A 13,032-nucleotide genomic window follows, 5' to 3' on the forward strand; every position below is an offset into this window, starting at 1 on the left:
GCAACGGACGCTGCTCTACTCGACAGTGCGTTACACAATGATCGATTAACCTTGATAGGCGGTTAATGGCACCGCGCCGGCGTGCGGTTCCGGCACGGGCGGCGACAGCGGGTCAGCGTCGCTTCCTGGCCCTGCCGGCGAAGGGGTTCTCGCCCGCGCGTGCCAGCATGCGTATAGGCACGCCGGGGAGATCGAAGTCCTGCCGCAGCGTGTTCGTGAGATAGCGCAGATAGGATGCGGGCAGTGCCTCGGGCCGCGAACACGACAGCACGAAGGCCGGCGGGCGCATCTTGATCTGGGTAATGTATTTCAACTTGAGACGGCGCCCCGCAACGGCAGGCGGCGGATGGTGCTGAACCACCGCGGAAAGCCAGCGGTTGAGCCGGCCGGTGGAAATGCGCCGGTTCCAGATTTCATGCGTCTTCACGATCTCCTGCATCAGCCTGTCGAGGCCGAAGCCGGTCTGGCCCGAAACGGGTACCGCCCGGATGCCGCGCACCTGGGGCAGCAGACGCTCGGTCTTCTCTCTCAGATCGGCCAGCGCCTGCTGGCGATCCTCGATCATGTCCCACTTGTTGAAGGCGATGACCGGCGCCCTGCCCTCGCGGATGATGAGATCGGCGATCTGCAGATCCTGCTTCTCGAAAGGGATCTGCGCATCTAGCATGATGACGACCACCTCGGCGAAGCGAATCGCACGCAGCGCGTCACCGACGGAAAGCTTCTCAAGCTTCTCCTGCACCCGCGCCTTGCGGCGCAGGCCGGCGGTATCGAAGAGCTTTATGTTTCGGCCCTTCCACTCCCAGTCGACAGAAATGGAATCGCGGGTGATCCCGGCCTCCGGCCCGGTCAGCAGCCTGTCCTGCCCGATCAGCCGGTTGATCATGGTGGACTTGCCCGCATTCGGGCGACCAACTATGGCGATGCGCAGCGGCTTCGTCGCATCGTATGGCGGAATCTCCTCGTCGGTGTCGTCGGAAACATCGTCGCCGACCAGACTTCCGTCGCCGGCCAATTCCGGTTCTTCCTCATCCGGCGCCAGCGCACGTTCCTCGCCGACAGCCTCGAGCAACGCGTCGCGCAGGTCAGCCAGACCCAGGCCGTGCTCGGCGGAAATGCCGACCGGCTCGCCGAGACCGAGTTCGTATGCATCGTAAATGCCGGCCTCGGCATCCCGCGCCTCCGCCTTGTTGGCGACAAGGACGACCGGCTTGCCGGATTTTCGAAGAATGTCCGCGAATGTCCGGTCATCCGGCATCAGGCCGGTCTTGGCATCGACGATGAACAGCGCAACGTCGGCCTCGTCGATCGCGCGCAAGGTCTGCGCGCGCATCCGGCCAGGCAGCGTGTCGGCATCGCCGACCTCGAGACCGGCGGTATCGACGACATCGAAAGCAAGGTCGTAGAGTTTCGCCGGATGCAGGCGACGATCGCGAGTCACGCCCGGCGTGTCGTCAACAAGGGCAAGCTTTCGCCCGGCAAGCCTGTTGAACAGCGTCGACTTGCCGACATTCGGACGTCCGACAATGGCGACGGTGAAGCTCACCCTTCCTCGACCTCGCCGGATGCGGTGATGAGATCAAGCATGATCATCGCCCGCTGCTGGGCATTGCGCGGGGCAGCCGGATCATCGACGATCTGGTTGAACAGTGCCCGGGCATCACCGAGCCGGCCCTCCTTCCAAGCAGCCAGTCCGAGCGCCTCGCGCGCCGCGTGGCGTAGCGGATGGTCGTCGGAGGACAGCGGTTCGGCCCGTTCGGCGACATCGGCGGCGCTGCCAGTGTCAACCAGGATATAGGCGGCACGTATCCGCGCCATTTCGCGAATGGCTTCCGGTGCGGAGGTATCGGCGGCGACGGCATCGAAAGCCGCGACCGCCCCCTCGACATCACCCTTTTCCTGCAGCGCCGTGGCCGCACGCATGCGAGCCAGCACCGGATAGGCCCCATAACCCTCGGCCTCAAGCGCCCGCAATTCAGCCAGCGCCTCGTCTGCCTTGCCCTCATTCGCCAGGTTGAGCGCCTCAAGGAACCGGTCACCCGACGCATTCGCCCGGCTCTCGGTATAGTATTCGTAGCCACGCCATGCCGCCGTCGCGACCACGACAAGGATCGCTGCGGCAATGATAACGGGGCCGAAGCGGTCCCAGATGTTCTTGAGGCGATCGGAGCGAAGCTCTTCCTCGACCTCACGGATGAAACTGTCGTCAGACATGGATGCTGCCGTTTTCGTCTTTCATGTGCTGGCCGCTTCTACAGGGTTTGGCGGCAAAAGAAAGGGGATACGCCGACGCGCCTTCAGATCGGCGAAACGCCGAACAGGAATGCGTGAAGCTGCAGGACGAACCATATGGTGATTGCGCTGCCGACGACAACCGCGATGACGTCATTGCGAGCGGACATGTTCCCGAAAGCAGGATCGCCACGCCGCTTGACCGATATGCGGTCCGCCACGGCCCAGGCGAGAAATGCTCCCGCAAGGAGCAACGTGGCAAGATCGCCATTGGCGAGGATATGGGCAAAGGCCCAAATCTTCACCGCAGCCAGCATCGGATGCTTGACCCGCGCCTTGATAAATCCCGCCGGCACATAGGCCGCGAGGAGGAGAATCATGGATACCAGCATCAGGAGAATCACGATGTGGCGCGTCCAGACAGGCGGCTCGTAGAAGACGGGCGCGTCCGGACGAGCGAGTGCATAGCCCCAGATGACCAGGCCAAAGCCGACGAGCGCAACAAGGGAGTAAATGCCCTTCCAGCCGTTCTCCCCCATCCGTTCCACCAAATTTTCGCGCAGTGCGGGAACGACAAAGCGGACGGAATGGATGCCGAGGAACAGGGCCAGCCCGACAATCAGGACAATCATGTATCGTATCTCCCTTGTCTGCTATTTTTTCGATTAGTAACCTGTCTTTATGACAATCGATCTCGAAAAGGCAAAGCATAGACTGGCGAAGCGGCGCGAGGAGATAGAAGCGCACTCGCGCATGAGCGCCGAAGTGCGCGCGCCCGTGGAACTGGACCAGGTGGCTGTCGGGCGGCTTTCGCGGATGGACGCAATGCAGCAGCAGGCGATGGCGGAAGCCGCCGAGCGCGCCCGCAAGCGCGACTTGGTGCGCATCGAGATGGCCGAACGCCGCATCGCGTCGGGAGACTACGGCTACTGCGAGGAATGCGGGGAAGAAATTCCCGACGGCAGGCTCGCCATCGACCCGATGGCGAGCCACTGCGTCGGATGCGCGAAGTAGGAACTCAGACGCCCGGCCCGACAGGCTCCACGCCATCGCCATCCGGAGCGCCGTGAATCTCCAGCCACTCCTTGTCGATATCCGGCAACTCCTCTCCCGCTATCGCGGATTCGAAGGCCTTCAGGCGCTTGTAGATCGACAGAAGTTCAACGATCGTCGTCCATGAATTGACGAGATACTGGAACGAGTTCGACACTTGCCCGAATGCGGTGAGCACCTGCTGCATGATGCCGTAGGTGAAGCCGACAGCTCCGGCGGCAACGATGGTCGGGATCAGCAGGACATAGACGAAGATGTTGTCGGCCTGCAGGTAGAGCGAGCGGAACACGTTGAAATACATGTAGTGGAAATACAGCCGGAAATAGTTCCGGCGCACGTGACCGAACAGCTCCTTCACCGTCATGGGTTGAGCGCGCTCGAAATCGTCCTCGCCGTAAACGAGTTCCTTCCGGTACGCCGCCTCCACGCGCTGATTGCGAAATTCGAGACCCGGCAACTTGATGCCGACGACGGCAAGAAGGGCCGTGCCGAAGAGCGACCAGAGAATCGCAGCTGTAAAGAGGGGCGCAGGAATGGCGCCGACGATCGGCAATTCCGTGACATAGCCCGAAAGCGACCACAACAGCGGCAGGAAGGCGATCAGCGTCATGACCGAATCGATCATGGATACGCCCAGCCCCTCCATGATGCCGGCGAAACGCATCGTGTCCTCCTGCACACGCTGCGAGGCGCCTTCGATATGACGCAACTGCTTCCATCGCGCCATGTAGTAGTCGTTCATCGCCGTGCGCCAGCGGAAGATCCAGTGGCTGATAAGGAATCGCGTCGCCACGAAAACGAATATCGCCATGAAGGCAATGGAGGCGAATACCCAGATCAGATTGTAGAAATCGGCGGCGCTCGTCGTCGCATCCTCGGTGAATGCGGCCTGAACCAGGTCAAAGAAAGGGCGGCGCCAGTTATTGAGCGCGACGGATATCTGCACACCAAAATAGGTGGCAAAAAGAATTACTGACGAGCCAACGATTGACCACATCTGCCAGGGGTGGGGCGACCATTTGAACCAGAAGGCGGCGAAGATTGCCACGGCAATGGCATAGTAGACATAGAGCCAAAGGAAGGTCGGCGACCAGAAGTAGTGGATGCCGACGATCTGGTTGTCCTCCGGCGTCGCCACGCCAAGACCGAGATACCGGCCCCAGTCATGGGCGCCAAAATACCACAGCGTCATGATGACCGCGGTCCACAGCACCACCGAGACGAAAAACAGTTTCGGCTTGGGAAAGAATGATTGAAACACGGCGCTAAATCCTCAGACGGCCAGAATTCTTTTCGCGGAACCTAAAGCAATCTTCGCGAATTGCCATGCGGCAATGATCACTGACGTTCACGGATTCGTAATTCGGTCGGCAAACGGCAAGGCCGACGCGACCGACTACGGTGACCGCGTTCTTGAATAGCCTGTCGCGACGGATTGACAATTGCACATATATCAATAATGCATGAAATATGGATACGAGCGGTGCCATCGAGACATTCGGGCCACACTCCCGGAAAACCGGGTTTCGGCTGAGCAGAGGTCCAAAGCCGGGATTTCACGAGACAACAGAATGAACACGACACACATCGATATCGATACCGCGAAGCCTGCAGGAAGCATCGGCTTCTTCGAGAAATGGCTTTCGCTTTGGGTGGCGCTCTGCATTGCGGCGGGAATCGTTCTGGGCAATCTCCTGCCCGGCCTTTTCGGCTTTCTTTCCGAACTCGAATACGCATCGGTGAACATTCCGGTGGCGATACTGATCTGGGCGATGGTCTACCCGATGATGGTCGCGGTCGACTTCTCCAGCCTGCGCCACATCGGCGACCGGCCGAAGGGGCTAATCCTGACACTGGCGGTGAACTGGCTGATCAAGCCGTTCACCATGGCCGCCCTGGCGGTGATATTCTTCGAATACGTGTTCGCCGATTTCATCGCGCCGGCGGACGCGCAGGAATATATCGCCGGGCTGATCCTGCTTGGCGCGGCGCCCTGCACGGCCATGGTGTTCGTCTGGTCGCAACTGACGCGCGGCGACGCGACCTACACGCTTGTCCAGGTGTCGGTGAACGACATCGTGATGATATTCGCCTTCGCGCCGATCGTCGCCTTCCTGCTGGGCGTCACGGAGATCGAGGTGCCCTGGGAGACGCTGCTGCTTTCCGTCGTCCTCTATGTCGTCATTCCCCTGGCGGCGGGCGCCGCGACCCGGCGCTGGCTCACCACTCATGCCGCGCAGGGCGAGAGCGCCGACACCGCCGTCGAACGCTTTACCGGCGCGGTGAAACCGTTCTCGGTGCTCGGGCTGCTCGCGACCGTCGTGCTGCTGTTCGGGTTCCAGGGTGGCGTCATTGTCGAGCGGCCGGTCCTGATCGTGATGATCGCGATCCCGCTCCTCATCCAGTCCTACGGCATATTCGCGTTGGCCTACGGCGCGGCGTGGCTGTGGCGGGTTCCCTTCAACGTCGCTGCGCCATGCGCGATGATCGGGACGTCCAACTTCTTCGAACTCGCCGTGGCAGTGGCCATCGGGCTGTTCGGCCTGCAGTCGGGCGCGGCTCTCGCGACGGTCGTCGGGGTGCTGGTGGAGGTGCCGGTCATGCTCTCCCTCGTCGCATTCGCCAATGCAACGCGGGTGCACTTCCCGCAAGGCTGAGTCCGGGTGGGTCTTCCGGCGGGTTCCGGAAGAGCCCGTTCAAGCGGCGACCGGAGTCGCCTACTCCCACTCGATGGTGCCGGGCGGCTTCGACGTCACGTCGTAGACGACGCGGTTGATGCCGCGCACCTCGTTGATGATGCGGGTCGCTGCATTGCCGAGAAAATCCATATCGAAATGGAAGAAATCGGCGGTCATGCCGTCGACGGACGTTACCGCGCGCAGCGCACAGACATACTCATATGTGCGCCCGTCACCCATGACGCCGACTGTCTGAACGGGCAAGAGCACGGCGAAGGCCTGCCAGATGGCATCATAGAGGCCTGCCTTGCGGATCTCGTCGAGATAGATGGCGTCAGCGTCCTGGAGAATGCGGATCTTCTCGCGCGTCACGCCGCCGGGGCAGCGGATGGCGAGTCCCGGCCCAGGGAACGGGTGACGGCCAATGAAGTGTTCCGGGAGGCCGAGTTCGCGGCCGAGCACCCTCACCTCGTCCTTGAACAGCTCACGCAGCGGCTCGACGAGCTTCATATTCATGCGCTCGGGCAGACCGCCGACATTGTGATGGCTCTTGATGGTCACCGACGGACCACCGGTAAAGGAGACGCTTTCGATCACGTCGGGATAGAGCGTGCCCTGCGCAAGGAAATCGGCGCCGCCAAGCTTCTTCGCCTCGGCCTCGAAAACCTCGATGAACAACTTGCCGATGGTCTTGCGCTTGGTTTCAGGATCGGCCTCGCCTTCCAGGGCGGAAATGAACGTGTCCGACGCGTCCACATGGACAAGCGGGATATTGTAATGCTCGCGGAACATGGAAACGACCTCGGCCGCCTCGTTCTTGCGCATCAGGCCATGGTCCACGAGGATGCAAGTCAGCTGGTCGCCAACGGCCTCGTGAATCAGCAGTGCAGCGACGGAGGAATCGACGCCGCCGGACAGGCCGCAGATGACACGGCCGGAACCGACCTGCGCACGAATGGCCGCGATCGCCTGTTCCTTGTAGGCGGCCATGGTCCAGTCGCCCTTCAGGCCGGCGATATTGTGGACGAAGTTGGCGAGCAGCTTCGCGCCGTCAGGCGTGTGAACGACCTCGGGATGGAACTGGACGGCATAATAGCCGCGCGACACGTCCGCGATGGCGGCGTACGGTGCTCCCGACGAGGTGCCTATGACCTCGAAACCTTCTGGAAGTGCGGCAACACGATCGCCATGACTCATCCAGACCTGGTGGCGCTCGCCAGCTTTCCAGACCCCATCGAAGAGCGGATTGTCCTTTTCGATATCCAGCCAGGCACGGCCGAATTCCCGGTGGTCGCTGGCCTCGACCCTGCCGCCGAGCTGTGCGCACATCGTCTGTTCGCCATAGCATATGCCTAGGACCGGCAGGCCGCTTTGCCAGATAACGTCCGGCGCGCGAGGGCTGCCGGTCTCGACCGTCGACGCCGGGCCGCCGGACAAGATAACCGCCTTCGGCTTCAGCCGCTCGAAGCCTTCCTCGGCGGACTGGAACGGCACGATCTCGGAATAGACGCCGGCCTCGCGCACGCGACGCGCAATCAGCTGCGTCACCTGACTGCCGAAATCGATAATGAGAACTGTATCGGGGTGGTGGGTCATGTCGGGAGCGCTCATGTCGAGCGTTTATGCCGATGCGGATCACGATGCAATCGCCAGTGTTGACCGCGCACCGGATTTTTTGCACCGCACACCGATCACGCCCTCATATCGTTTCGCGGATCACGCGCGGCCGGTTGTGATCGCCGGGCACCGCATACTGCATGAATACTCGGTCGCACCTGCCGCCGCTTGCCAGCGGCACGTCCTTCTCGATCTTCCGGGGAACGAAACCCATTTTCTCGTAGTAGGCGAGTCCGCCGACATTCCCGGCGCGCACGATCGCGCTCAGCATGGCAAGGTCGTATCTTTCCGCAAGTGCCGCAGTCTCGGCAAACAAGGCGGTGCCCACGCCGGTGAGGCGGGGCGATGCGCGTACGAACGTGGAGATATCGGCCCAGTCGTCGGGAAGCTGCTCGTGATAGGACAAGACCTGGAATCCGAGGATCTGCCCTCCCTCGTCCTCGGCGACGAGGCAGCTGATCATGATCTGCTGGTTGAAGAAGTGGTCGACGAAACCCGATACGGTGAATGGCGTTTCCAGCAGGGTGGTGCCGCCGATCCGAATGATCTCGTTGACCAGATCGCACAGTTCGGGAAGGTCCTCCGACCGGTACGGGCGGATCGCATGTTCGATGCGATCCTTACGCATCAGAGCGCGCCGTCCGCCAGCGCGGCCTCGACAAGGTCGACCACCGCCGCGAGTTTCTCGTCAACGACATGCAGATATTGCGTCCAGTTATCATAGTGGTGAAGGTCGGCGGCGCCGTCGGAAACACCGCGCAGCCCGATCAGCGGCACATCGAAGGTCATGCAGGCACGCAATATGGCAAAGGTCTCCATATCGACCATGTCGGCATCGATGGCATCATAGGCGGCTCCGGAAACGATGTTCGCTCCGGTCGAAAGACGCGCCGCCGGCAATCCTTCGAGGCGATAAGGCAGATCAACCTCCGCCGGCAGGTCGAGGAAAGGCGTACGGCCCTTCTCAAATCCCAGGGGCGAAGCGTCCATGTCGCGATAGGACACCGAGGCAACCTGGTATACCTCGGCCTGCTCAAGCGTGCGCGAACCGGCAGAACCAAGAGAAACGACAACGTCCGGCCTCGCCCGGCCGAGCGCCCGCGTCACGTTGACTGCCGCCTCCACAGGGCCGACACCGCACATCAGTGGCTTGATACGGTGCTGAAGATGCGGCCCGTACTCGGCATCGACTGCCATGACATAGAGGACGTTCCGGCCGCCGATGTTTTTCATGCCCGGCACCCAGTCGACTCTGGCGGCATTGATCCCGCGAAATTCCCGTTCATCCGAGTTTTGAAACACCCCATGGTCAGGCCCAGCGATCCCCATCGAGGACTGCCACGCGGACGGCCCAGGCCGGGTACAGCTGCTGCAGATCGGTACACTTACATCGCAACCGGAAGTCTACCAAAAGAATCGAAAAACAAACCGGCCATCAAAACAACCGCGAGATGCTTCCGTTCGGATGAAATCACGTTGAAAAAACACGGATATCCACATGAAATCACGTCAGGACAGATCGTCGCAAGCGCATGACGCAACGTCATGACTGGCCGGAGCTTCGCCGTCAGACGCGCCGCTGCATTACCGCGAAGAAAAATCCGTCAGTACCGGTAGCGCGTGGTGTCAGCGTGATGCACTTCATGTCACCTGACCATGGCTGCGGCTTGGCAAAGCCGAAAAGGTCCTGCCAGGCCTCGCCGGCCGACAGCAGCTCGTAATCATCGTGCCGGTCGCCAAACGCATAGACCTGATATTCGTTCTCCTGCGGAAAGAGCGAACAGGTGACATAGACCAGATAGCCGCCCGGCTTGACGTATCTTGATGCCGCATCGAGCACGGCAACCTGTTCTTCCAACCGCTTTTCCAGCGCGGATGGTTGCAACCGCCACTTGGCGTCGGGATTGCGCCGCCATGTACCCGAGCCGGTACAGGGTGCGTCGACGAGGACCCGGTCCATGGTCCCTTCGAGCGGCGACAAGTCGGCATCGGCCGCGTGAACCTGGACATTGCGTGTGCCAGCGCGCTTCAGACGGTCGAAGATCGGCGCAAGACGATTGCGATCGGCATCCCAGGCATGAACCTGGCCCTTGTTGTCCAGCGAGGCAGACAGCGCCAACGTCTTGCCGCCGCCACCGGCACAGTAATCCAGTATCTGCTCGCCGGGCTGGGCATAAACGAGATCGGCAACGATCTGGCTGCCTTCGTCCTGGATCTCGAACCAGCCTTTCTGGAAAGCCGGCTCGGCCTGGATGTTGGGAAGCCGTTCCGCGCCCTTGCCAGGCAAGATGCGCAGGCCATGGCGCGCGATCACTGTGGGCTTCGCGCCGAACTTGGCAAGCTGCTTCCGCACCTTCTCGCGATCGGCTTTCAGCGTGTTGACACGCACGTCAAGCGGCGCGCGCTCGGACAGGGCAGAGGCTTCCATGACCCATTCGTCATCGAAATTTTCCTCGAACAGATCGGCGCACCAGTCCGGAATGTCTGCCTCCACATGCGGCGTGGCAAATGCGAAATCGCGCTTCGCAGCCGCTTCAAGTACTTCGATCGGCACTTCCGGTGCAAAGCGATCACCGTCAAACAGCTCCTGCATCTCTTTCGGCGAAACGCCCCATTGGCGCCACAACGCACCGAATGCGAGCGAGGACGGACTGTCATCGTCCATCAGGTAGGCTGTCGAGAGCTTCTTGCGCAGCGCGTCATGAACAAGATTGCCGATGGCCGCACGGTCACCGGATCCCGCAAAGCGGTGAGCGAGCCCCCAATCTTTCAGAGCTTCGGCGGCAGGGCGCCGCCGATCCAATATTTCCTGCAGCACTTCTATTGCCGCGCTGACCCGTCCGCCGAGGCGCATGATTGTCCATCATCCGGTGATTTTCGTTTCCTTGGCGCAGCATCTAGCCGGAAGTGCGCGAAAAGGCCATCGTCTGGCCGAATGAACGGAAAATCTTGTGTCGGTTGATCCTGATCAATCCCTCCACAGAGTGCGAAGAATATTCCGTTCCCATGGGACCGATCAGGATCGTCCCATACCGGTTGATCAGCCGGGTGCGTTCCTCCTGACGGGAAGCTACCAGCCTCTTCCTACCCCTCCTCCCTCAGGCTGGGGCATCCCAACGAAAAGCCGGGGCAATTGCCCCGGCTCTTTTTCTCCGCGTTTCCGATCGAGATCAGGCGATGTCGAATCTGTCAGCGTTCATCACCTTGGTCCATGCGGCGACAAAATCGTGGACGAACTTCTCGCGCGCATCATCCTGCGCATAGACCTCGCAATACGAACGCAGGATCGAGTTGGAACCGAATACGAGATCGAGACGCGTAGCGGTCCACTTGACCTGATCGGTCTTGCGATCGCGAATCTCGTAGATGCCCTTTTCTGCAGGCACCCACTTGTAGGCCATGTCGGTCAGGTTGACGAAGAAGTCTGTCGTCAGGGCTCCCACGCGATCGGTGAACACGCCGTGGCTAGTGCCGCCGTGGTTCGTGCCAAGCACGCGCATGCCCCCGACGAGAACCGTCATTTCCGGACCGGTCAGCCCCATGAGCTGCGTGCGATCAAGCATCAGCTCCTCCGGGCTGACAGCATAGTCCTTCTTCAGCCAGTTGCGGTAGCCGTCATGAATCGGCTCGAGCGGGTCGAAGGATTCCGCATCGGTCATCTCGTCGGTCGCATCGCCACGGCCGGGCTCGAACGGCACCGAGATGTCGAAGCCGGCGGCCTTCGCGGCCAACTCGATCCCGACATTGCCGGCTAGCACGATGGTGTCGGCAATGCTCGCGCCTGCCTCCTTCGCCATCGGCTCAAGGATGGAAAGCACCTTTGCCAGACGTTCAGGCTCGTTGCCCTCCCAGTCCTTCTGCGGTGCCAGGCGGATGCGCGCGCCGTTGGCGCCGCCGCGATAGTCGGACCCGCGAAATGTGCGGGCGCTGTCCCAGGCGGTACAGACCATCTCGCTGATCGAGAGACCGCTTTCCGCGATCTTCCGCTTCAGGGCTCCAATGTCGTAGTTGGTAGGACCTTCCGGCACCGGATCCTGCCAGATCAGGTCCTCCTGCGGCACATCAGGCCCGAAATAACGCGACTTCGGCCCCATGTCGCGATGGGTCAGCTTGAACCAGGCGCGGGCGAATGTATCGCGGAAATATTCCGGATCGGCCATGAACTTCTCGCAGATGGCACGATAGGTCGGGTCCATCTTCATGGCCATGTCGGCATCGGTCATGATCGGGTTGTGGCGGATGGATGGGTCGCTGGCGTCAACCGGCTTGTCCTCTTCCTTGATGTCGACCGGCTCCCACTGCCATGCCCCTGCCGGACTCTTCTTCAGTTCCCATTCATAGCCGAACAGGAGATGGAAATACCCCATGTCGAACTGCGTGGGATTGGTCGTCCAGGCCCCCTCGATGCCCGACGTCACAGCGCGGCTGGCCAGACCATTCTGATTGGGATTGTGCCAGCCGAGACCCTGCATCTCGGGACCGGCCGCCTCCGGCTCGGGGCCGAGCGCACCGGCATCGCCATTGCCGTGGGTCTTGCCGACGGTATGGCCTCCGGCCGTGAGCGCGACGGTCTCCTCGTCGTTCATGGCCATGCGGGCGAACGTCTCGCGCACCTGCGCTGCCGTCCTCAACGGATCCGGCTGGCCGTTGACGCCTTCCGGGTTGACGTAAATCAGGCCCATCTGCACCGCCGCCAGCGGATTCTCCATTGTCGCCGGATTTTCGACGTCCTCGTAGCGGTTGTCGCTGGGGGCAAGCCACTCCTTCTCGGCACCCCAGTAGACATCCTTCTCCGGGTGCCAGATGTCCTCGCGGCCGAAGGCGAAGCCGAACGTCTTCAGCCCCATGGATTCGTAGGCAATGTTGCCGGCAAGAATGATCAGGTCAGCCCAGGAGACCTTGTTGCCGTACTTCTTCTTGATCGGCCAGAGCAAACGGCGCGCCTTGTCGAGGCTCGCATTGTCCGGCCAGGAATTCAGCGGCGCGAAGCGCTGGTTGCCGGTACCGCCACCGCCACGGCCATCGGCGAGACGGTAGGAGCCGGCAGCGTGCCATGCCATGCGGATCATCAGCCCGCCATAATGACCCCAGTCGGCTGGCCACCAGTCCTGGCTGTCCGTCATCAGGGCGTGAAGATCCTTCTTCAACGCCTCCACATCAAGCTTCTTCAGCTCTTCACGATAGTTGAAGTCCTTGCCCAAGGGATTGGTCTTGGTGTCGTGCTGATGCAGGATGTCGAGGTTAAGAGCATTCGGCCACCATTCCATGTTCGAAACGCCGGCTTCGGTGATCGAGCCGTGCATCACCGGACATTTGCCGGTCCTGTCAACTTTCGCGTCCATGATATCCTCCTGTCAGGGGTCGGGGCTCCATCTTTCTGGAACCGTTCCAAGGAAGGTGATGAGCCAGCAGCGCCATAATTTCAAATTGTAATTTCCGATATTGATGATAA

Annotated in this window: 11 protein-coding genes; 2 read left to right on the forward strand and 9 right to left on the reverse strand. The window is 61.2% G+C overall.

The window, feature by feature from the left end; translation table 11 throughout:
• Positions 1-112: 112 nt before the first annotated feature.
• The 3 genes from der to HTY61_RS11000 form a co-directional block, all read right to left on the reverse strand.
• Positions 113-1,546, reverse strand: a complete 1,434-nt coding sequence (gene der, locus HTY61_RS10990; RefSeq protein ID WP_175276831.1) for a ribosome biogenesis GTPase Der — start codon at positions 1,544-1,546, stop codon at positions 113-115.
• Positions 1,543-2,214, reverse strand: a complete 672-nt coding sequence (locus HTY61_RS10995; RefSeq protein WP_175276832.1) for a tetratricopeptide repeat protein — start codon at positions 2,212-2,214, stop codon at positions 1,543-1,545. Before HTY61_RS10995 ends, der begins: the two co-directional genes overlap by 4 nt.
• A gap of 83 nt (positions 2,215-2,297) precedes the next feature.
• Entirely contained in the window at positions 2,298-2,864 is a 567-nt protein-coding gene (locus tag HTY61_RS11000) for an NnrU family protein (protein ID WP_175276833.1), read from the reverse strand.
• A gap of 49 nt (positions 2,865-2,913) precedes the next feature.
• Between HTY61_RS11000 and HTY61_RS11005 the strand changes: the two genes are divergently transcribed.
• Positions 2,914-3,246, forward strand: coding sequence for a TraR/DksA family transcriptional regulator (locus HTY61_RS11005; protein WP_175276834.1), 333 nt, complete (start codon positions 2,914-2,916; stop codon positions 3,244-3,246).
• Between the two features lie 4 nt (positions 3,247-3,250).
• On the opposite strand, the gene sbmA is transcribed toward HTY61_RS11005, so the two are convergent.
• Positions 3,251-4,546 carry a peptide antibiotic transporter SbmA gene (gene sbmA / locus HTY61_RS11010; RefSeq protein ID WP_175276835.1) on the reverse strand — a complete coding sequence of 432 codons (1,296 nt, stop codon included), beginning with the start codon at positions 4,544-4,546 and terminating at the stop codon, positions 3,251-3,253.
• Positions 4,547-4,856: 310 nt separating this feature from the next.
• Here sbmA and arsB point away from each other — a divergent pair, with 310 nt between their 5' ends.
• Positions 4,857-5,942 (forward strand): ACR3 family arsenite efflux transporter, encoded by a 1,086-nt coding sequence (arsB, locus tag HTY61_RS11015; RefSeq protein WP_175276836.1) that lies wholly within the window; start codon positions 4,857-4,859, stop codon positions 5,940-5,942.
• 60 nt (positions 5,943-6,002) lie between these two features.
• Here arsB and guaA read toward each other — a convergent pair whose 3' ends face one another.
• From guaA to katG, 5 genes are all read right to left on the reverse strand, one after another.
• A complete protein-coding gene (gene guaA, locus HTY61_RS11020) occupies positions 6,003-7,559 on the reverse strand; it encodes a glutamine-hydrolyzing GMP synthase (protein WP_175278520.1) in 1,557 nt (518 codons plus the stop codon).
• A 103-nt stretch (positions 7,560-7,662) separates the two neighbouring features.
• On the reverse strand, positions 7,663-8,208 hold the full coding sequence (locus HTY61_RS11025) for a GNAT family N-acetyltransferase (protein ID WP_175276837.1): 546 nt from the start codon (positions 8,206-8,208) through the stop codon (positions 7,663-7,665).
• Positions 8,208-8,813, reverse strand: coding sequence for a 5'-methylthioadenosine/S-adenosylhomocysteine nucleosidase (locus HTY61_RS11030; RefSeq protein ID WP_175276838.1), 606 nt, complete (start codon positions 8,811-8,813; stop codon positions 8,208-8,210). Before HTY61_RS11030 ends, HTY61_RS11025 begins: the two co-directional genes overlap by 1 nt.
• Positions 8,814-9,147: 334 nt before the next feature.
• Positions 9,148-10,434 carry an RsmB/NOP family class I SAM-dependent RNA methyltransferase gene (locus tag HTY61_RS11035; RefSeq protein WP_175276839.1) on the reverse strand — a complete coding sequence of 429 codons (1,287 nt, stop codon included), beginning with the start codon at positions 10,432-10,434 and terminating at the stop codon, positions 9,148-9,150.
• 316 nt (positions 10,435-10,750) lie between these two features.
• Positions 10,751-12,922: a catalase/peroxidase HPI gene (katG, locus tag HTY61_RS11040; RefSeq protein ID WP_175276840.1), complete on the reverse strand. Its 2,172-nt coding sequence runs from the start codon at positions 12,920-12,922 to the stop codon at positions 10,751-10,753.
• Between the last annotated feature and the right edge of the window lie 110 nt (positions 12,923-13,032).

It is taken from the genome of Oricola thermophila (assembly GCF_013358405.1).
Taxonomy (GTDB): Bacteria; Pseudomonadota; Alphaproteobacteria; order Rhizobiales; family Rhizobiaceae; genus Oricola; species Oricola thermophila.